Raw genomic sequence first — 18,380 nt, 5'->3', positions numbered from 1 at the left:
GCTCCGGTGGGGTCGCCGGACTCGTGAGACAGACCGTGGCGGGTTCGGATAAGGCCAGGGCGGGCACTTCGGGCAGTTCGTCTTCCCGCGCCAGGTGCTCGGCGAACGGGACATCATGTCGAGGAACGGTGCGGGCGGAAAGCGCGGGTTCCGCGTCTACCCGCCGTGGGCGACGACGACGAACCGCCAGGCGGGCAGAACGCAGACCCGGCAGCTGAACCACTGCCTCCCCGTCGGGGAGGACGGACCGGCCGACACCGACCGCGCCCGCGCGCTCTATCACTCGTAACGGCACGGGACGCCGCTTTCTGTCGGCGGCCGACTTGCCGTACACCCGGGTGCTCCATGTTCCGACTGCCGACGAGGGCAAGGGGAGTTGACCCAAAGCCCCCACCGGAATCCAGCACGTCTAAGCCTCGATCCACCGGCCGGATCTCGAAGTGATCTTCCGGGGCTGTTGGGGCTGTTGGGGCAGGGGGTCGGGGGTTGGGGCTTGATGCGGGTAGGAGGAATCCGCTGGTCTGCCCAGCTCTTCCGGGTGTCCTCTTGCTCTGCGGACGTGGAACCGTAGGAAGTCCCATCGTCCCAGCTCAGAGGACATCCGCGTCTCCATGTCCAAGCGCTGGACCGGCTACCGGCCAGCGGATCAGTCGAGGAAGAGGCTCATGTACAGTGCCGTCTCCCCCTCGGACTCGGTACCGCGGTAGAGGGAAGTGTCCAGACCGCAGAAGGTGAACCCCATCCGCTGATAGGCGCGGATGGCCGGAGCGTTGATGTTCGTCACTTCCAGCCACACGTGCCCGGCACTGCATTCCCGGGCCCAGCCGATGGCGTAACTCATGAGTGTCCGCCCGATTCCCCGGCGCTGGTACGGCCCAGCCACCTCGATATCGGCAATAGTCAGCCGCCGGTTCCAGGGCTCATACTCCGTATCGGCATAGCCGCATACGAGTTCGCCATCCAGCGCGACAAACCGCCGCTTGCCCTCCGATGTCTCATCGGCGGCCTCGGGCCCGTCGTCGGGGAAGACCTTGTGAATCGGCGGGTCCAGCCGGACGGGCCGAAAGGTGAACCCGCCCTCGGAACCGACCACTTCGAAGACGGTATCCGAGCTGAACTCACCCGTGATGACGGCGGACTTGTCTCTCTCGCTCTCCGCCACGCGATAGGTGATTGCCTCCGCCGCCTCGCGTTCGGCTGAGCTACGGTCAGGTGAGGTCATCCCTTCACGATAGAGGGCCCGGCAGGAGCATCCCGGTCGGGGGTGGGGTCCGTATCGAGGTGCACGACGCATCGGAGGCTCCGCCCGTCACGCGTCATGCCGCGCCGGATTCCACGGGCGGGCGGGGGCTTCTCATTGTGTCGGCGCTGGCGCGGAGTTGGGGTATCGGGGAGCGGAACGGGCCGGGGAAGTTCGTCTGGGCCCATGTGGTGGCCGAGGAGGCGGGTCGTGCGCGGTGAGCGTCAGGTGCCCGCCGTGCGGGTGCGGCGCGGCGACCAGGTGTGCGTGTGGGGGAAGTGGCAGGAGGTGATGGGTAATCGCCTCGAACGCTACGCGACCGGCGGTATGGCCGTGGTCCTGGACTTCCTGGCGGCCTACCCGCTCCGGGTTCCTGCGGCGTCCATGGTGCTGGTGGCCGCCCCGGCGGACCCGGGACCGTTGCCCGGGCGGAAGCCGGGTGGGCTGTGCATGGCGGATTGGGCGGTATGTGCGGACGCGTCCGGTTCACCGTCGGTCGTCGCGGCCGAGTGCGCCTCGTGCGGCGAGTTCTGCGAGCCGTCCCCGTCGATGTCCGCCCAGCCTGTGTGGTGCGTCGATCACGCGGCGCGGACCGGGCACACAGGTTTCCGGCGGATCGTCACGGACTTCGTCCGAGTCTCCGGCGGCCACGAGGAGGGGGCGGCGCGTGATGGAGAGGTGTAGCTGTATCCCGCCGCCGGGGTAGCCCGTACCTCATGATCCCGCCCCGGTCTGTCCGTCGCTACTCCTGGCGGGCAGGCCGAGGCAGGCGGGTGGGACTCCGCGCAGTGGAACCGTCCGCCCGGTGATCTCGCGGCGTGAGAGCCGTCCCACGTCGGCGGACCGGATCGCCACCGGGCTCGTTGATCGCCTCGCCCACGGCACCGTTGAATCGTCCGCACGTCGCCGGCTGGCACAGGCGCTCGCGGATATTCCCGGAATCACGGCCTCACGTGCCCTCGCAGATCTGTCAACATGACGAAGACTGTGCCGTCGCTCATACCGCCGCGTACATTCTCGGGATGCGCGACGCACGGTAGCGGACCCATCGGGGGTGGTGCCCGCGCGCCCGACCAGTCCCGAACCGTCGGTGGAGAGGCGGAACTTGGGACGAGAACCGATACCCCGCGCGCAGAAAGTGCCTTCCGCTCGGACCGACCGAACCCCTCGACAAGGTTTATCGTCCCAGCTCAGAAGGCACTTTCGTCGTTCCTCCCCGCTTCCGGCCTCATCCCGGCCGAAACGGCGAAGCTAGCCTTCGGCGCGGGTGCGGTACGTGTTGATCAGGACCCCGGACGGTGTCGGCCGCGTGGCGGTGAGCGTCAGGCGGCGAGGGGTCCTGCCATCGGCGAAGAGCCGCTTCCCACTTCCCAGGATGAGGGGAAAGACCAGCAGCCGGTACTCGTCGACGAGGTCGTGCTCGATCAGGGTTCCGAGCAGCCCTCCGCTGCCCAGTACCACCGTCTCGGCCTCGGACGCGGCCTTGATACGGGTGACCTCCTCCGCCGGGTCAGCGCCGAGGAGAGTGGAGTTCGCCCACTTCGGATCCCTGAGCGTGCGGGAAGCCACGTACTTTGGCATCGCGTTCATCGCGGCCACGGCTGGGTCGTTCATGTCGGCATGCGGCCACGTGGCGGCGAAGATCTCATACGTCCTGCGGCCCAGGAGCAGGGCCCCGGCACTGGCCGTGGCCTCGCTCATGAACCGCTCGACCACCTCGTCGACATAAGGCAGCACCCAACCGCCTTGATCGAACCCGCCGTCCCGGTCCTCGTCGGCCGAGAGGACCGACTGCATGACGCCGTCCAGCGATACGAAGTTGACTACGACCAGCTGTCCCATGTGCTCTTCCCGTCTGTCCGCTTGCTTCACCGATGTTGACCACACAAAGGAGCGGAACTCATCGGTCCCGCCGGCCCACCCTTTTTACGGCGGTGTGCTCAACTCGTGTGCAGCATCAGCCCGATGCCGACCACCATCAGCCCGGCGGCGGCGATGCGCGGGGCGCCGAAGCGTTCCTTGAGGAACAGGGTGCCTATCGCCGCGCCCACGATGATCGAGGATTCCCGCAACGCCGCGATCGGGGCGGGCGGGGCCTTTGTCTGGGCCCACAGGACCAGGCCGTACGCGGAGACCGAGAGGGCCGCGCCGAGGAGGCCCCGGGCCGCGTACGGCCGTAGCTGCGGCAGGAGTTCGGCGCGGTGGCGCCAGAGTGCGTACGCCGGGATGACCAGGCCCTCCAGGATCATCAGCCAGGCGATGTAGCCGAGCGGGGTGCCCGAGGCGCGTACGCCGACTCCGTCCACCGTGGTGTACCCGGCGATGGCCAGGCCCGTGCCGAGGGCCGCCAGGATCGCCGGCCAGTGCGATGCCGTGGAACACGTCGTCGTCCGAGGGCTATTGGTCGGCGCCGTGCAGTGAGGCGAGGCCGGTGGCCTCGGCGAATGCGCGCAGGGCGCCTACGAGGTCGGTATCGCTCCACTGGGTGCCGAGATCGTGATGTGACGACGGTATGCCTGGCGGACCCAGCGCGGGGGCAGTGTGCGGCTGCCGGACCCACGCTGGTTGCGCTCCCCGGACGTTGCCATGGACTGGTTCTGGCCAACCTCCCGGACCCGACCGGACGAGGACACGGTTCACGAGAAAATCGGGTCAGTTCGCACAACGTGATCAGGAGGTCATCATGGGTACGCACGGCAAGCCGAGCCCCGATCCGTCGCAGGGGAAGCCGCCGCCCGGGAACAGTGACGGGCAGGTTCCGCCCTCTCCTCCGCCGACCGGTACCCGCCGGAAGTAGCGGCTCGTGCTGGAAGACCACCGGCAGTCCTCGCTGACCGCGATGGACATGGACAGCGGGGCCTTGTGGCCCGCAGACTCGCCCTGGGTCCGTGAGGCCATGGAATCCCTGCCCCGGGACCTGTTCGCCCCTCCGGTCGTCTGGGTCTGGGCGGGTGGGCGCTACGAAGCGGTACGCCGTTCCGAGGTACCGGAGGCGTGGGCGGCCGCGGTCCATCCCGGCCCGTACGGCTCCACGGTCACGCAGGTCACCGACGGCATGCCCACGTCCAGCATTTCGTGCACGGCGATCGTGGCGACCATGCTGGACTCCCTGGTCCTGGAGTCCGGGCACCGGGTGCTCGAACTGGGCACCGGGACCGGGTGGAACGCTGCTCTGATCGCCGAACGCGCCGGGGAGGTGACCAGCGTCGAGGTCGATGCGGAACTCGCCGCACGCGCCCGCCGCCGGATCGGGGATGCGGGGCGCCGGGTACGTGTAGCGGTCGGTGACGGCAACAGGGGGCTGCCGGACGGCGCGCCCTTCGACCGGGTGATTGCCACGTACGCTGTGGAGAGCGTGCCGTGGAAATGGGTCGAGCAGACCCGTCCCGGCGGCCGGATCGTCACACCGTGGGGGCACACGGGGTGTGTGGCGCTCACCGTCGCGCCGGACGGCGCCTCGGCGGTCGGCTGGATACAGGCACCCGCCCGTTTCATGCCCACTCGCGGCGCCGCGCCGCGTACCCCTTTCGAGCAGGTCCGGGGCGGGCACGCGGGCGACCCGGTCGAATTCCCCCGGCCCGTACGGTGCTTGGACCATCCAGACGTGCGGTTCGCGCTGCGTGTGCTGCTTCCCGATGTGCAGATCGACACCCGTCCCGGCTCCGGCGCCCCGCGGGCCTGGCTCAGCGACGGCCGCTCGTCCTGGGCCACGCTCGACCAGGGCGGTGCGGCGGTGGAGGGGCGCCGGGGCGGTCCGCGGGACCTCGCCGGGGAGGTCGCGCGGGCCTGGCGGGAATGGGAGCGGCGCGGGGGACCCGGCATGTTCGACTTCGGGCTGTACGTGACCCCCGACGCCCAGCACGTCTTCACCGGCGACGACCCGCACGGTCTCGGCTGGGATCCGCTCGTCAGGGAGGGCGGGTGAACTGTGGGGCGCGCAGCATCGGGCTCCGCAGGTGACCGCAGTGCCGGGCCGTGCGTCAACTCGTGTGCAGCATCAGCCCGATGCCGACCACCATCAGCCCGGCGGCGGCGATGCGCGGGGCGCCGAAACGTTCCTTGAAGAACAGGGTGCCTATCGCCGCGCCCACGATGATCGAGGACTCCCGCAACGCCGCGATCGGGGCGAGCGGGGCCTTTGTCTGGGCCCACAGGACCAGGCCGTACGCGGAGACCGAGAGGGCCGCGCCGAGCAGGCCCCGGGCCGCGTACGGCCGTAGCTGCGGCAGGAGTTCGGCGCGGTGGCGCCAGAGTGCGTACGCCGGGATGACCAGGCCCTCCAGGATCATCAGCCAGGCGATGTAGCCGACCGGGGTGCCCGAGGCGCGTACGCCGACACCGTCCACCGTGGTGTACCCGGCGATGGCCAGGCCCGTGCCGAGGGCTGCCAGGATCGCCGGCCAGTGAGGGCGTTTCCCGGAGCCGCGGATGCCCCACAGGGCGAGGCCGACGAGTCCGGCCGAGGCGACCGCGACGCCCGCCGTGGCCCAGGCGTCGGGGCGTTCGCCGACGAAGACCGCGGCCAGGACCGTCACCACGAGCGGGGCCGTGCCCCGGGCGATCGGGTACATCTGGCCGAAGTCGCCCAGGGTGAACGAGCGCATCAGCAGCAGCATGTACGCCACGTGCAGCGCGGCCGAGACGAAGAGGTACGGCCAGGCCTCCGCGGCCGGGAACGGGACGAACAGGGCGGCCACCGCGCCGATCAGCAGGCCGCCCCCGGATATCAGGGTGAAGGAGACGAGCTGGTCCTTTATGGCGTGCGCGATGGCGTTCCACGAGGCGTGTGTGATCGCGGCCATGAGGACCGCGAACGCGACCAGAGGGGTCACTTGGTCTGCTCGCGCAGATCGGCCACCGTGGCGCCCGCGTGGGCGATCAGCGTCTTGGGGTCGAGCGGGAACACCGTGTGCGGGGTGCCCGCCGCCGCCCACACCACCGCGTGGTCCAGCAGTCCGCGGTCCGCCAGCACGCGGGTCTTCGTCACATGGCCGAAGGGCGGTACGCCGCCGATCGCGTACCCCGTGGTCTCGCGGACCAGGTCGGCTCCGGCGCGCTTGACCTTCCCGGCGCCCAGCTCCTTCCGTACGAGCTCCACATCGACGCGCGAGGACCCGTCCATCAGGACCAGGACCGGTACGCCGTCCGCCTCGAAGATCAGCGACTTGACGATCTCGCTGAGCTCGCAGCCGATTGCCGCGGCGGCCTCGGCGGCGGTGCGGGTGGCGTCCGGGAACCGGCGTACCTCCACCTGGAGGCCCAGCTCGCGCAGCGCTTCGGCGAACCGGGGGTGGGCATCGGAAGCGGCGGCGGACGGGGAGGCGGCGGTCGCGGGCGTGGTTTCGGGCGCGGTTTCGGGGGTGCTCATGTGCTGCACGCTACTGAACCGTGCCGGGCGGGCACCAGACGGATTCTGGAGTGCCGCACTCCGGATGATGTCGGTGACTTCCGGTCAAAACGTGGCCGGATGGGTGCCCGTGTCGATCCGGGCCGGCGAGCGCTCCACAGTGCGGCCACCGCGCGGATCAGCAGGGCCGTCCTCCCCGACAAGCCCCGTCCGACGCCTCGGGCAGAAGCGCACGGACGGGGCGGTCTCGCTGATCAGCCACTTGTGGGGACGTGCCGTTCAGGGGTGTCCAGCCACGGAGTCTCTCCTGTGGCTGTGACCGTCAGACCGAATCGTTCCGGGCCGGGACGGTCATGCAGCGCCCACCAGTCGTGCGCCGCTTCCACCTCGTTCCAGAGCCGACGGCGGCCGTGCTGCCACACCGTCCACCGGGTGTCGGACTTGCCGTCCCAGTCCACGGCAGCCCACGACGTGGCATCGGTCGTGGCGAGCCACAGGCGGGATGCCACCCCTTCCACGTCCGGGTTGTCGTGCCACGTCCACCACACGTCACGGAGCTGCAGCCCCATGGCGAACCGTGCGGCGAGTTCTTCCCCGGCCACCTGCCACGGCGGCAGGATGGTGGTCGACTCGTCGGGCTGATGGTCGTCGCGCACCACGTCCCGGAAAATCCGCAGGTTGGTCCGCTGCTGCCGCATGAGCATGAACGCACTGTGCGGAGAGAACCGGCCCGAAGCCGTCCCACCGTCGTCCACGGTCAGGCGCAGCAGTCCGTAACAGATCCACGGCGACTCCCACGGAGCGAGGATGATGCCCCCGGGCCTCACCTGCGTGAGCCACGGGCGAGGGACGGACCGCACGGAACACGTGGCCACGAGCCGGTCGTACGGCGCGCCGTCCGCGTGTCCCATAGCGCCGTCCCCGGCGATGACTTCCACGCCGAGCCCCGACTTCCGCAGACAGGCCCGCGCTCTGGACGCCAACAAGGGGTCCACTTCGACGGTCGTCACGTTCTCCGAGCCGGCGACGTAGGCCAAGAGACCCGCGTTCCACCCTGTTCCGGTGCCGATCTCCAGGACTCTTTGTTCCGGCGCCACATCGAGCATGTGCAGCATCCGGAACACGATGGACGGAGCCGAAGCGGATGACGATGCCCACCGATCTCCGTCCGTGGGCTCCTCGCCGTCGTTGATCTGTGTCACCACGGAGTCATCGACGTACACCGCCCGAAGCCACGCCTCCGGAGCGCCTGCGCGGTCGCAGGGCACCAACTGGTCACCCAGATAGACACGTTCAGGAATGAAGGCGGACCGGGTGATGGACCATGCCGCTCGCTCCCACTCAGGGCGCAACGGCGTATCCATGTCGTTGTTCACTGCGCCGAGCAGGTCACGGATGGCGATCTGCTCGGACGCTGCGAGATTCGGTGTCGTCACCTACTCGTCCTTCTTGTGCTTCGGCGGGTCCTTCGGCTTGACCGTGTCGCTCGACGGCTTGGACGTGCCCGGGTCCTTTCCCCCGGAGTGCTGCCCGCTGCCACCGCTTCCGCCCTTTCCCGTTCCCCATCCCATGCCATCGCTCCTCTTGTCGATTACGGACTTTCTGCGGAGTCTCGGAAGCCTTGGGGTGCGCGGGGGCATGCCCCCGGCCCACGGCCGGCCGGGGCCACTGGTGGCAGATTCTCACCGGGGGTCGGGGCCGACGATGCGAGTCGACGCTAGAAGGACGCCCGTCCGGGGCACTACGAACTTGCACGAGTTTGCACATCAACTCACCTGGCTGAGACTGATATTGACGCTGTTCCTGCTGCTCGGCGAAGCTTGTGCAAGCCCGAGCAAACCCGAGCACGTACGTGGACCAGGGAGCCGGTCATGGCCGTAGAGTTCGTCGGCATCGATCCGAACACCGATCGGGATCACTGCCCGACGGTGTGGGCGGGCACAGAAGCTCAGGAGATTCTGTTGCAAGGATGGAAGCCGGGCGGCAGGGCTCAGGCCCAGTGCGAGGCGACCAGCCCGGCGAACGGGTCGGTCCCTGAGGGCGAGGCCATCGTGCGGCTTCCCGCCCGCATGATTCCGATGATCAGGGAGGCCTGCGATGCCGTCGAGCGCGCCCGGCTTCGCTGAGCTGCTCGGCCGGTGCGAGCGGTCGGCCGTCCACCTGGAGATGCGCGACTCGTACGCGTCCACCGACCGGTTCGACGCGTGGCAGCGCGGCGTGCGGATCAACTGGGAAGACCGGCAGTCCTGGTGGCCCCCGTACGACCAGTTGATCACGGACTCCGTGGCGCGGGGTGTGTCGATCCGTCGGGCACGCATCGTCTCCGAGCCGGTGACGGAGTACATCCGCTGGGAGCATTACGTGACCCACGCGAACGTGACGGCGGGGGAGGAGGTCCGATGGCTACCGCGACGACGGGCCACGGACATTGCCCTCCCGGGAAACGACTTCTGGCTCTTCGACGGTGAGCTCCTGCGGGTGCACCACTTCTCAGGGGACGGCGCGGTGGTCGAGGATGAGATCACCTCGGACGAGGAGACCGTGAAGCTCTGCTCGTCGGCCTTCGAAGCCGTCTGGGAGCGAGCGGTTCCGCACCACTTGTACGCGATCTGACGAGAGCCGGCTCCATGCCCCCGCACCCTTCATCGAGCGTTCAGCAGGCCCGCGAAGAACTGGCGGGCCGGCTGCGCGATCTCCGTAGGGATGCCGGAATCAGCGGGCGGGAGCTGGCCGTCCGGTGCGGCTGGTCGGATGCGAAGGCATCCCGCATCGGAAACGCCAGAACGCCACCGTCCGACGCGGACATCCGGGCATGGTGCCGAGCCTGCGACGCCGACAGCCAGGCGCCGGACCTGATCGCTGCGAACAGGCAATCCGCGGACTCCCACATCGAGTGGAGGCGACTCCAGCGCACCGGCCTCCGCCGGGTGCAGGAGTCCGCTGAGAGCCTGTACCGGCGAACCCGTCTGTTCCGGGTCTACGTCTCCGACGTGATCCCCGGATTCCTCCAGACGCCCGGGTACGCCACCGCCCTGCTGTCTTCCATCGCGGAGTTCCGAGGGGCACCCGACGATGTGACCGATGCCGTCAAGGTCCGCATGAGGCGAAACGCGGTGCTGACCAATGGTGCACACCGGTTCTCGTTCGTTCTGGAGGAATCGGTCCTGCACTATCGGCTGTGCACGGTCGAGACCATGGCCGCGCAGCTGGGCCATCTGCTGGGGGTCATGGATCTCCAGAACGTGGCCGTGGGAATCCTGCCGTTCTCGGCCCGACGAGCGGTGTGGCCCATGCCGACGTTCACGATGTTCGACGATGCCAGGGTGCACGCGGATAGTCTGGACGCCGCTTCCACCCTCACGGAGCCGAGCCAAGTGGACCTGTACGCAAGGGCCTTCGGGCGCCTGTCGCAGGGTGCGGTGCGGGGGGCCGTCGCGCGTGCTCGCGTGGCGTCCGCCCTGGCTGCCCTCGGGTAGTCCGTGCCCGGCAGCGGGCACATGACGAAAGGCCCCCGCCCCGCCGCCCTGGTGCGGTGACAAGTGCGGGGGAGTCACGGCATCAGCTGTTCAGCACGCCGGTAAGGGCCGCGCGGCGGTTTCGGGCGCGGTTTCGGGGGTGCTCATGTGCCGCACGCTACTGAACCGTGCCGGGCGGGCACCAGACGGTTTCCGGAGTGCCGCACTCCGGATGATGTCGGTGACTTCCGGTCAAAACGTGGCCGGATGGGTGCCTGTGCCAACCGAGGCTCCCTGACCCGGCGTCGGTGGGTAAGGGCCTATGGGGAAGTACGACAAGGGGGGAAATCTTGTTGCGCGTCCATTTCACCGGCCGGGACCTGGAGTACATCCGCATCGCCCGCCGACCCGACCCGCTGTGGGAGATCGTCTGCAGCGTCTGCCGATTACAGACCAAGGAAGGGCCGCTCGTGTTCGGCCCGTGGCGGCGTGCGGTCGCCCCGCGCCTGAAGGGTGACGCCGCCGCGCGCGGTGCCGCGCTCGCCCTGCGCAGCCTGGTGCCGTTCGGCCCGTACTTCCCGGACTTCCTGACGCCCGCCGTGGACGGTGGCACCACCGACCTCCGGCAGGGCATCGAAGGAGTGCTCTCGACGCCGCGACGCCGTCTGCGCGACGAGCTGGTGCTGCTGGCGGAAGGCGGGGAGAGCGCGGTCGCGGGGGTGCGGGTGCGGCCGTTCGCCGGGGCGGAGCTGGCCCGGGGCGACACCACGGCGCTGCGCGCACTGGGCGGACTCCTGAGCTCCTACGACGAGGTGTTCGTCGCACCGTTCCGGCACCGGATCGACGAGGCGGTGGCGCTCGACGTCGCCTGGCGGTCCCGGGAGCTGTCGGCGGGCGGGACCAGGGCGCTGCTGGGCACCTTCCGGCCCATGGCCCGGTGGAGCCCGCCGGTGCTGGAGGTGGAGTATCCGGTCGAGAGGGACCTGTACCTCGACGGGCGCGGCCTGCTCCTGGTGCCGTCCTACTTCTGCTGGCGCATGCCGATCACCCTGGTCGACGACGCGCTGATGCCGATGCTGGTCTACCCGGTGGCCAAGTCCGTCGAGCGGCCCGTCGACAGGCCCGCCGGTCCGGAGGGGGCGGGGTCCGTGTCCTCCCTGGTCAAGCTGCTCGGGCCGACGCGGGCCGCGCTGCTGCGCGAGGTGGCGGCGCGCGGCTGCGCCACGACGTCCGAACTGGCCGAAGCCGTCGGCTCGTCGCTGCCCAACACCAGCCAGCAGCTGGCGATTCTGCGCGAGGCCGGGCTGGCCTCCAGCCGCCGGGAGGGCCGGTTCGTCCTGCACATTCCCTCGCCGCTGGGCCTGACGCTGCTCGAAACGACCAGCCCCTGACCCTGGCCTCGATCCGGGTCTCGGTGCGGGTCCTGACCCGACCTGGGCGTCGATCCGGGGCCCTGATACGGCGCCCGTTCTCCCGACGCTTTCATCCGGATGAAAGCGTGCGGCGCCCGGAGCGGCTGCGGGGCCAAGCTCTTTCCATGCCGGGCGTCACGGCAACGGAAGCGTTGCGGGGAGGGCGTCCGGCGGTCCGACAGTGATTCCACAGGGAAGTGCCGTGTCCACCGGACACGGCACAGGGAAGGAACGACATGCGTAGGTTCGTACGAGCGGCAGCGGCACTCACGTTCGCGGCGGGGGCCGTACTGGTGACGGGGGCGGGTGCGCAGGCCGCCGACGCCGGCACGCAGGCCGTCACGGTGCACGGGTGCCGGTCCGGGTACGTCTGCGTCTACCCGAAGGCGTCGTGGAACGGCGACGATCCGGAGCTTGAGTTCTTCACGTACGGCGCCCACAACCTGGTCAACCACACCGGGATGCACCGGGTCTTCAACAACCAGACCGGCGGAGCGTCCGTGCAGCTCTGCAAGAAGTACGACGGCGGCGACTGCGGTACCAAGGGCTTTCCGGGGCAGTTCATCGACGTGGACCTGACCCCGATCAACTCGATCAAGCTCTCCGCGTAGCGGGTCGGTTCACCGCCCGGCGGTGAAAACGGGGTGACGTGGGGGCGAGGGGTTTCTACCCTCGCCCCCATGACCTTTGGGGAGACACTGCTGAACGTCGTCGATGTCGAGGCGACCTGCTGGGACGGGCAGCCGCCGCCCGGCCAGGTGAGCGAGATCATCGAGATCGGGCTCACCGTCGTCGATCTCCGCGCGGGCGAACGCCTGGCCAAGCACCGGCTGCTGGTCCGGCCAGCCAGGTCCCGGGTCAGTCCGTTCTGCACCGAGCTGACCGGGCTGACGCAGGCCGAGGTGGACGCGGGCCTGCCCTTCGCCGAGGCCTGCCGTCTGCTGGCCGCCGAGCACCGGACCGGCGCGCTCCCGTGGGCCAGCTGGGGCGACTACGACCGCAACCAGTTCACCCGCCAGTGCCGCCACACGGGCACCGAGTACCCCTTCGGTCACCGGCACGCCAACGCGAAGGTCGCCTTCACCTCTTCGTACGGGCTGCGCAGGCGTCCCGGCATGGCCCAGGCGCTGCAGACCGCCGGCCTCCCGCTGGAGGGCCGTCACCACCGGGGCGACGACGACGCGTGGAACATCGCCGCCCTGGTGCTCGATGTGGCGGGGCGGGGTGACTGGCCGGACCCGCGGGACCCGGGGGACGCGGGGGGCCCGCCGGAACCGCGGGGCTGAGACCGGACGGGCCGGCCGGCCGGAGCGGGGGGACGGGCCTGCCGGGTCAGCCGCCCGCGCGCAGCACGTCCGCCACCACCGGGCCCGCCGCGTCGCCGCCGTGGCCGCCGGACTGGACGACCGCCGCCGCCGCGAGGTCGTTGCTGAAGCCGGTGAACCAGCTGTTGGACGTGCCCTGTCCGTCGACCTCGGCCGAGCCCGTCTTGGCGCCCTTGTCGCCGCCGACCGAGGCCATGGCGTCCCGGGCCGTACCCCAGGCGGCGGTGGCCCGCATCATCGTGGTGAGCTGCTGGGACACGTGCGCGGGCAGGGAGCGGGAGGCCGTGGCGAGCTGACGGTTGTCCAGCGACTGCGGGACGATGACGGGCTGGCGGAAGGTGCCGGTGCGGGCGGTCGCCGTGATGGACGCCATGTTGAGGACGTTCATCTGGACGGTGCCCTGGCCTATGTACTGGGCCGCGGCCACGCCGCCGGTCTCCTCCGGGACGCTGCCGTCCGTGGTGACGACGCCGGTCTTCCAGTCCAGGCCGATCCCGAAGACGTCCCGGGCCTCCTTGGCGAGGGCGGCGTCGTCCTTCACGTCGTCGATCAGCTTGATGAAGGCCGTGTTGCAGGACCGGGCGAAGCTCTGGGTGAAGGTGCTGCCGTCCGGCAGGTCGAAGTACTTCAGGTTGTGGAACGAATTCCCCTGGTACATCACGTCCTTGGGGCACTCGGCCGCGCCGTTCGCGGTGGCGAGGCCCTTCTCGATCAGCAGCGCGGCGGTCATGATCTTCATCGTGGAGCCGGGCGCCTGCTCGCCCTGGAGCGCCACGTTGAACTCGGTCACCGGATTGTTGGCCACCGCGCGGATCGCGCCGGTGGAGGGCTTGACCGCGACCACCGACGCCTGGCCGAACTTCTTGACCGCCTGTTCGGCCGCCGCCTGGGCACCGGCGTCCAGGGTGGTCCGGAGTTTGCCGGGCCTGCCCTCGGCCACGGTCAGCAGGGTCCGGTCCGGGGCGTTCGCGTCGGCGTCCTCGATCCAGGTCTCGATGCCGGGCGTGCCACCGGCCGTGGAGCCGTACTTGGTGCGCAGGGTTGCCAGGACCGGCCCGAGCGACGGGTACTTCTCCTTGGTCAGCACCTTGCCGTTGCGGTCCACCGCCTCGATCCGCGCGACGGAGGACTCGCCCGTCCTCAGCGTCGCACCCTCCGTCAGCTGCGGATGGACGACGGAGGGCTCCCAGTCGACCAGGGCCTTTCCGGTGGTCACACCCCGCACCACGGTCAGCTCCGAGGCGTACGACCAGGGCTTGGTCTTCCCCTTGTAGGAGACGGTCGCCTTCACCGTGAACGGCACCTTCGAGCCGACCGCCGGGCCGGGAGTGATCACGGCCCTGCCGACATGGGCGTCCTCGGCGAATCCGGCGAGCAGCGGCTCGGCGGCCGACTCGTTGTTCGTGAGAGCGGCCGCGTCCGCCGCGTCCCCGGCCGCCCACGCCGTGAGGAAGTCCTTCGACGTCCCGGTGATCTCCGCCTCGCTGAGCGGTCCCGTCTTCACTTCCCGCGACGCGCTCCTGGACGAGGCGGCCCCGGAATCCGTACCGCCGTCGCCACCCCCGACCATGCTGTACGCCCCGTAGCCGACCCCTCCGGCCGCCAGCACGAACACTCCGCCGACCACGGCGACCTTCGCTCCACTGCGCATCTGTGCAGTCCCCCTCCCCAGGAGTCCCCCTTGAACGTGTTCAAGGGGGAGCTGTCAGGAACGATAAGGGGTGGTGACGGCTGGTGAGTGTGTTGTTACCGGACCGGAATGCTGTCCGGTGGTGGCTACACCCAGGTGTCCAGCCACATCCGGTCGCGCCAGGCGTCCTCGGGGATCGACGTCCCCGTGTACAGCGGCCAGAAGTAGATGAAGTTCCACACGATCAGCAGGATCAGCACGCCCGCCGCGACCGCGCCCAGCGTCCGGCGTCTCTCGCCGCCGGGGTCGTCGGACGCCAGGCCCAGTTCCGCTTTCGCCCCCGTGCCCGCCGCGGGCCCCAGCAGCGCGCCGACCATCATCGACACGGCCAGGCACAGGAACGGGACGAACACGACCGCGTAGAAGAGGAAGATCGTGCGCTCCTGGTAGAAGAACCAGGGCAGCCAGCCCGCCGCCACACCGCAGGCGATCGCGCCCGCCCGCCAGTCGCGCCGGAAGAACCAGCGCCACAGCACGTACAGCAGCGCGAAGCACGCGGCCCACCAGAGCAGCGGGGTACCGATGGCGAGCACCTCGCTGGCGCACTTGCCGGTCGAGGACTCCTTGCAGCCGCTCGTCTCCTCGTAGAAGTACGAGACGGGGCGGCCCAGGACGATCCAGCTCCAGGGGTTGGACTCGTACGTGTGGCCGGAGGTCAGGCCGACGTGGAAGTCGTACACCTGGTTCTCGTAGTGCCACAGGCTGCGCAGCCAGTCCGGCAGCCAGGTCCAGCTGCCGCCGCTGCCCTCGGTCGCCGCCCAGTTGCGGTAGTAGCCCTTGTCCGTGACGATCCAGCCGGTCCACGAGACCACGTACGTGCCGATCGCGACCGGCACCGTGGAGACGAACGCGGGCACCAGATCGCGCCGGACCACCGCCCGGTAGGGCCGCACCGCGCCCGCCGTGCGTCGCCCGGCCACGTCCCACAGCACCGCCATCACGCCGAACGCGGCCAGGATGTAGAGGCCGTTCCACTTCGTGGCGAACGCCAGCCCCAGCATCAGACCGGCGGCGATCCGCCACGGCCGCCAGCCCAGGCGCAGGTTCTCGGCGATGTGCGCGTCCGGGCGCAGCACCCCCTCCGCCTCGTCGTAGGGCAGCGCGGCGACGAGTTTCCGGCGCGCCCAGTCGCGGTCGATCACCAGACACCCGAAGGCGGCCAGCACGAAGAACATCAGGATCAGGTCGAGCAGCGCGGTGCGGCTCATCACGAAGTGCAGACCGTCCACCGCGAGGAGCAGGCCCGCCAGACAGCCCAGGAACGTGGACCGGAACAGCCGCCGGCCGATCCGGCACAGCATCAGGACGGACGCCGTGCCGAGCAGCGCGACCATGAAGCGCCAGCCGAACGGTGTGAAGCCGAACATCTGCTCACCGAGCCCGATGATCCACTTGCCGACCGGCGGATGCACGACATAGCCGGGCTCGACGGGGATCTCCACCGCGGAGGGGTTCTTCAGGATCAGCTTGTCGATGTCCTTGGGCCACGCCCCCTCGTACCCCTGGTTGACCAGGGCCCAGGCGTCCTTGGCGTAGTACGTCTCATCGAATATCACCGCGTCCGGCTCGCCCAGGTTGTGGAACCGCAGCAGCCCGGCGACCAGCGCCACCAGCAGCGGCCCGCCCCAGGCCGACCAGCGCACCAGCCGGTCCGCGAGCGTCGGAGGCACGCCGAGCACCGCCCACAGCCGGGCTCCCGGGCGGGTGTACGGCGGCACCAGCCGCTCGCGCAGCCCGATCCCCGGCCGGGGCGAATGGCCGAAGCGGCGCAGCCGCCGCTGCCAGGAATGCGGCTCTTCGCCGTGCTGGTCCCCGGCGTCTTGGCCCTGCTGGGCTTCGGGCGCAGTACTCGTCACCGCGCCATCGTAGGGAACGCATCTGTGCGAGGCGCGCTCCCGGGCTGGGAGGATGGTTGTTGTGACTGGAACGACTGGAACGCTGGTACTCGCAGGGACCCCCATCGGCGATGTGGCGGACGCCCCGCCACGGCTCGCCGCCGAGCTGGAGCGGGCCGACGTCGTCGCCGCCGAGGACACCCGGCGGCTGCGCCGCCTCACCCAGGCGCTCGGCATCCACACCACGGGGCGTGTCGTCTCCTACTTCGAGGGCAACGAGTCGGCCCGCACGCCGGAGCTCGTCGAGGCGCTGACGGGCGGTGCCCGGGTGCTGCTGGTCACGGACGCCGGGATGCCGTCGGTCTCCGACCCCGGCTACCGGCTCGTCGCCGCGGCCGTCGAGAAGGACATCCGGGTCACGGCGGTGCCGGGCCCGTCGGCGGTGCTGACGGCGCTCGCCCTGTCCGGGCTGCCGGTGGACCGGTTCTGCTTCGAGGGCTTCCTGCCCCGCAAGGCGGGCGAGCGTCTCGGCAAGCTCCGGGAGGTCGCCGACGAGCGCCGCACGATGGTCTTCTTCGAGGCCCCGCACCGGCTCGACGACACCCTGGCCGCGATGGCCGAGGTGTTCGGCGCGGACCGCCGGGCCGCCGTGTGCCGGGAGCTGACCAAGACGTACGAGGAAGTGAAGCGCGGCCCGCTGGGCGATCTCGCCGTGTGGGCGGCGGAGGGCGTACGCGGTGAGATCACCGTGGTCGTCGAGGGAGCCACGGACTCCGGCAACGAGGACCTGGACCCCGAGGAGCTCGTCCGCAGGGTCCAGGTGCGCGAGGAGGCGGGGGAGCGGCGCAAGGAGGCCATCGCGGCGGTCGCGGCGGCCGCCGGGCTGCCCAAGCGCGAGGTGTTCGACGCGGTCGTCGCGGCCAAGAACGCCGCCCGGCCCCCGAAGCCCTGACCGCTCCGGGCGCGGCGCGCCGGTCGGTGCGGGCGGAGCGCGCCGGGCGGAGGCGTTCCGTCGGAGCCTTTCCGTCAGAGCTTTTCCGTCAGCAGTTCGTGGATGGTCGCGATGAACGGGTCGGCCCTGCTCACCCGCCGGTCGACCACGGCGGCCAGGGCGGTGCCGGTGTCCGGGCGGAAGCCGAGGAACGTCTGCTGTCCGAGCGTGGCTCCGGCATGGAAGCAGACCGGTCCGCGCGGTGACGGATGGCGGAACCAGGTCAGCGTGTGCGTATGGGCGTGCCGCAGTCCGCGCCGCAGCAGCGGCCGCCGTACGTCCGCGAGCGCGGCGGCCAGCGGGCGGGTGGGCGCGAGGGCCGGCGGAAGATGCGCCTCCAGGAACGTGAGCAGGTCCGGCGGCGTCGCCCGCACCGCCCCGGCGGCGGCGAATCCGCCGGTGTCCAGCGCGGGCAGCGTCCTGCCGTCGCGTCGGTGCCCCACGGCATCGCTGCCCGGCGGACCCGGTCGCACGCGCGTGCCGTCCAGACCGAGCGGGCCCAGGACCTCCCGCTGGAGCAGGACCTCCCAGGGTGTGCCGGTGGCGGCGGCGAGGGTGTGCCCGAGCACGGAGACCGCGAAGTTCGAGTAGTGCCAGCGGGTGCCCGGCCGGTGGCGCGGGCGGGCGCGGAGGAAGGCCCGGACGACCCGGTCGGCCGGGTAGTGGCCGTACGGGGCGGTGGACCACCGGGGCAGCGCCTGCGGGTAGAAGTCGGCCGGCAGCCCGGGGAGGCCCGAGGTGTGGGTGATCAGATGGCGCAGGGTGATGGCGCGCACGGCGGGACGCACCGGGTGCCCCGGGGCCAGCAGCTCGGCCGCCGAGTCCTCGTACCGCAGCCGGCCCGCCGCGACGAGCGAGGCCAGCAGCAGCCCGGTGAAGGGCTTCGACGCGGAGCCGAGCTCGTGGTGGAGCCGGTCGCGGGGCGCGTCGCGGGGCTCCGCGCCGCCGAACCGGAAGGTGCGGTGGCCCCGGTGGCTGAGCGCGATCACGAGGCCGGGCGAGCCGATGGTCCGGGCGGCCCCGTCCAGCAGCCGGGCCCGCTCGCCGTGGTCCTGGGAAGGACGGCCGGCGGGGGCCCGGCGCAC

At 70.6% G+C, this 18,380-nt stretch carries 18 protein-coding genes and 3 pseudogenes; 11 read left to right on the top strand and 10 right to left on the bottom strand.

Annotation, left to right across the window (positions count from 1 at the left end; all coding sequences use genetic code 11):
- Positions 1–61: 61 nt before the first annotated feature.
- Positions 62–289: pseudogene (locus ACIGJO_RS15680) on the top strand (MepB family protein); the annotation flags it as partial.
- A 357-nt stretch (positions 290–646) separates the two neighbouring features.
- Here the strand turns inward: ACIGJO_RS15680 and ACIGJO_RS15675 are convergent.
- Complete coding sequence (locus ACIGJO_RS15675) at positions 647–1,222, bottom strand: GNAT family N-acetyltransferase (RefSeq protein ID WP_399957872.1); 576 nt, start codon at positions 1,220–1,222, stop codon at positions 647–649.
- A gap of 228 nt (positions 1,223–1,450) precedes the next feature.
- Here ACIGJO_RS15675 and ACIGJO_RS15670 point away from each other — a divergent pair, with 228 nt between their 5' ends.
- Together ACIGJO_RS15670 and ACIGJO_RS15665 are read left to right on the top strand one after the other, a co-directional pair.
- Positions 1,451–1,924 (top strand): hypothetical protein, encoded by a 474-nt coding sequence (locus tag ACIGJO_RS15670; protein ID WP_399957869.1) that lies wholly within the window; start codon positions 1,451–1,453, stop codon positions 1,922–1,924.
- A 145-nt stretch (positions 1,925–2,069) separates the two neighbouring features.
- A pseudogene (locus ACIGJO_RS15665) lies at positions 2,070–2,280 on the top strand (MerR family transcriptional regulator); the annotation flags it as partial.
- 211 nt (positions 2,281–2,491) lie between these two features.
- On the opposite strand, the gene ACIGJO_RS15660 reads toward ACIGJO_RS15665, so the two are convergent.
- Entirely contained in the window at positions 2,492–3,082 is a 591-nt protein-coding gene (locus ACIGJO_RS15660; protein WP_399957866.1) for a dihydrofolate reductase family protein, read from the bottom strand.
- 98 nt (positions 3,083–3,180) lie between these two features.
- Positions 3,181–3,606 (bottom strand): annotated as a pseudogene (locus ACIGJO_RS15655) (DMT family transporter); the annotation flags it as partial.
- A 437-nt stretch (positions 3,607–4,043) separates the two neighbouring features.
- On the opposite strand from ACIGJO_RS15655, the gene ACIGJO_RS15650 reads away from it, so the two are divergent.
- Complete coding sequence (locus tag ACIGJO_RS15650) at positions 4,044–5,165, top strand: methyltransferase domain-containing protein (protein ID WP_399957864.1); 1,122 nt, start codon at positions 4,044–4,046, stop codon at positions 5,163–5,165.
- A 55-nt stretch (positions 5,166–5,220) separates the two neighbouring features.
- Here ACIGJO_RS15650 and ACIGJO_RS15645 read toward each other — a convergent pair whose 3' ends face one another.
- The 4 genes from ACIGJO_RS15645 to ACIGJO_RS15630 all read right to left on the bottom strand — a co-directional run bounded on the left by ACIGJO_RS15645 (position 5,221) and on the right by ACIGJO_RS15630 (position 8,158).
- On the bottom strand, positions 5,221–6,072 hold the full coding sequence (locus tag ACIGJO_RS15645) for an EamA family transporter (RefSeq protein WP_399957861.1): 852 nt from the start codon (positions 6,070–6,072) through the stop codon (positions 5,221–5,223).
- Positions 6,069–6,608 (bottom strand): YbaK/EbsC family protein, encoded by a 540-nt coding sequence (locus ACIGJO_RS15640; protein ID WP_399957858.1) that lies wholly within the window; start codon positions 6,606–6,608, stop codon positions 6,069–6,071. Before ACIGJO_RS15640 ends, ACIGJO_RS15645 begins: the two co-directional genes overlap by 4 nt.
- 233 nt (positions 6,609–6,841) lie before the next feature.
- Complete coding sequence (locus ACIGJO_RS15635; protein ID WP_399957855.1) at positions 6,842–8,023, bottom strand: methyltransferase domain-containing protein; 1,182 nt, start codon at positions 8,021–8,023, stop codon at positions 6,842–6,844.
- A complete protein-coding gene (locus tag ACIGJO_RS15630; RefSeq protein WP_399957852.1) occupies positions 8,024–8,158 on the bottom strand; it encodes a hypothetical protein in 135 nt (44 codons plus the stop codon).
- Positions 8,159–8,458: 300 nt separating this feature from the next.
- Between ACIGJO_RS15630 and ACIGJO_RS15625 the strand changes: the two genes are divergently transcribed.
- From ACIGJO_RS15625 to ACIGJO_RS15600, 6 genes are all read left to right on the top strand, one after another.
- The gene (locus ACIGJO_RS15625; protein ID WP_399957849.1) at positions 8,459–8,713 is read left to right on the top strand and encodes a hypothetical protein; all 255 of its coding nucleotides are present in this window, start codon (positions 8,459–8,461) and stop codon (positions 8,711–8,713) included.
- On the top strand, positions 8,685–9,200 hold the full coding sequence (locus ACIGJO_RS15620) for a DUF6879 family protein (RefSeq protein ID WP_399957846.1): 516 nt from the start codon (positions 8,685–8,687) through the stop codon (positions 9,198–9,200). The genes ACIGJO_RS15625 and ACIGJO_RS15620 overlap by 29 nt, the downstream gene beginning before the upstream one ends.
- 14 nt (positions 9,201–9,214) lie before the next feature.
- Positions 9,215–10,063 carry a helix-turn-helix domain-containing protein gene (locus ACIGJO_RS15615; protein ID WP_399957843.1) on the top strand — a complete coding sequence of 283 codons (849 nt, stop codon included), beginning with the start codon at positions 9,215–9,217 and terminating at the stop codon, positions 10,061–10,063.
- Positions 10,064–10,392: 329 nt separating this feature from the next.
- Complete coding sequence (locus tag ACIGJO_RS15610; protein WP_399957840.1) at positions 10,393–11,433, top strand: ArsR/SmtB family transcription factor; 1,041 nt, start codon at positions 10,393–10,395, stop codon at positions 11,431–11,433.
- A 257-nt stretch (positions 11,434–11,690) separates the two neighbouring features.
- Entirely contained in the window at positions 11,691–12,065 is a 375-nt protein-coding gene (locus ACIGJO_RS15605) for a hypothetical protein (RefSeq protein WP_399957837.1), read from the top strand.
- A 69-nt stretch (positions 12,066–12,134) separates the two neighbouring features.
- On the top strand, positions 12,135–12,740 hold the full coding sequence (locus ACIGJO_RS15600) for an exonuclease domain-containing protein (RefSeq protein ID WP_399957834.1): 606 nt from the start codon (positions 12,135–12,137) through the stop codon (positions 12,738–12,740).
- Between the two features lie 46 nt (positions 12,741–12,786).
- On the opposite strand, the gene ACIGJO_RS15595 is transcribed toward ACIGJO_RS15600, so the two are convergent.
- Together ACIGJO_RS15595 and ACIGJO_RS15590 are read right to left on the bottom strand one after the other, a co-directional pair.
- Complete coding sequence (locus ACIGJO_RS15595; RefSeq protein WP_399957832.1) at positions 12,787–14,430, bottom strand: penicillin-binding transpeptidase domain-containing protein; 1,644 nt, start codon at positions 14,428–14,430, stop codon at positions 12,787–12,789.
- A gap of 125 nt (positions 14,431–14,555) precedes the next feature.
- A complete protein-coding gene (locus tag ACIGJO_RS15590) occupies positions 14,556–16,325 on the bottom strand; it encodes a dolichyl-phosphate-mannose--protein mannosyltransferase (RefSeq protein ID WP_399957829.1) in 1,770 nt (589 codons plus the stop codon).
- Positions 16,326–16,377: 52 nt separating this feature from the next.
- Between ACIGJO_RS15590 and rsmI the strand changes: the two genes are divergently transcribed.
- Complete coding sequence (rsmI, locus tag ACIGJO_RS15585; RefSeq protein WP_399957826.1) at positions 16,378–17,256, top strand: 16S rRNA (cytidine(1402)-2'-O)-methyltransferase; 879 nt, start codon at positions 16,378–16,380, stop codon at positions 17,254–17,256.
- Positions 17,257–17,330: 74 nt separating this feature from the next.
- Here the strand turns inward: rsmI and ACIGJO_RS15580 are convergent, their stop codons facing one another.
- Positions 17,331–18,380: a serine hydrolase domain-containing protein gene (locus tag ACIGJO_RS15580; RefSeq protein WP_399958165.1), complete on the bottom strand. Its 1,050-nt coding sequence runs from the start codon at positions 18,378–18,380 to the stop codon at positions 17,331–17,333.

Origin of the sequence: Streptomyces sp. NPDC079020, from assembly GCF_044542225.1 — a bacterium.
In the GTDB taxonomy this organism is placed as follows: Bacteria; Actinomycetota; Actinomycetes; order Streptomycetales; family Streptomycetaceae; genus Streptomyces.
Note: the sequence above shows the minus strand (reverse complement) of the source record. Positions and strands in the feature narration are given on the sequence as shown.

Excerpts from the sequence above, each read along its gene's own strand:
- ACIGJO_RS15675 (WP_399957872.1), bottom strand. The coding sequence starts at position 1,222 with ATGACCTCACCTGACCGTAGCTCAGCCGAACGCGAGGCGGCGGAGGCA.
- ACIGJO_RS15660 (WP_399957866.1), bottom strand. The coding sequence starts at position 3,082 with ATGGGACAGCTGGTCGTAGTCAACTTCGTATCGCTGGACGGCGTCATG.
- ACIGJO_RS15640 (WP_399957858.1), bottom strand. The coding sequence starts at position 6,608 with ATGAGCACCCCCGAAACCGCGCCCGAAACCACGCCCGCGACCGCCGCC.
- ACIGJO_RS15630 (WP_399957852.1), bottom strand. The coding sequence starts at position 8,158 with ATGGGATGGGGAACGGGAAAGGGCGGAAGCGGTGGCAGCGGGCAGCAC.
- ACIGJO_RS15625 (WP_399957849.1), top strand. The coding sequence starts at position 8,459 with ATGGCCGTAGAGTTCGTCGGCATCGATCCGAACACCGATCGGGATCAC.
- ACIGJO_RS15620 (WP_399957846.1), top strand. The coding sequence starts at position 8,685 with ATGCCGTCGAGCGCGCCCGGCTTCGCTGAGCTGCTCGGCCGGTGCGAG.
- ACIGJO_RS15615 (WP_399957843.1), top strand. The coding sequence starts at position 9,215 with ATGCCCCCGCACCCTTCATCGAGCGTTCAGCAGGCCCGCGAAGAACTG.
- ACIGJO_RS15605 (WP_399957837.1), top strand. The coding sequence starts at position 11,691 with ATGCGTAGGTTCGTACGAGCGGCAGCGGCACTCACGTTCGCGGCGGGG.
- ACIGJO_RS15600 (WP_399957834.1), top strand. The coding sequence starts at position 12,135 with ATGACCTTTGGGGAGACACTGCTGAACGTCGTCGATGTCGAGGCGACC.
- ACIGJO_RS15595 (WP_399957832.1), bottom strand. The coding sequence starts at position 14,430 with ATGCGCAGTGGAGCGAAGGTCGCCGTGGTCGGCGGAGTGTTCGTGCTG.
- rsmI (WP_399957826.1), top strand. The coding sequence starts at position 16,378 with ATGGTTGTTGTGACTGGAACGACTGGAACGCTGGTACTCGCAGGGACC.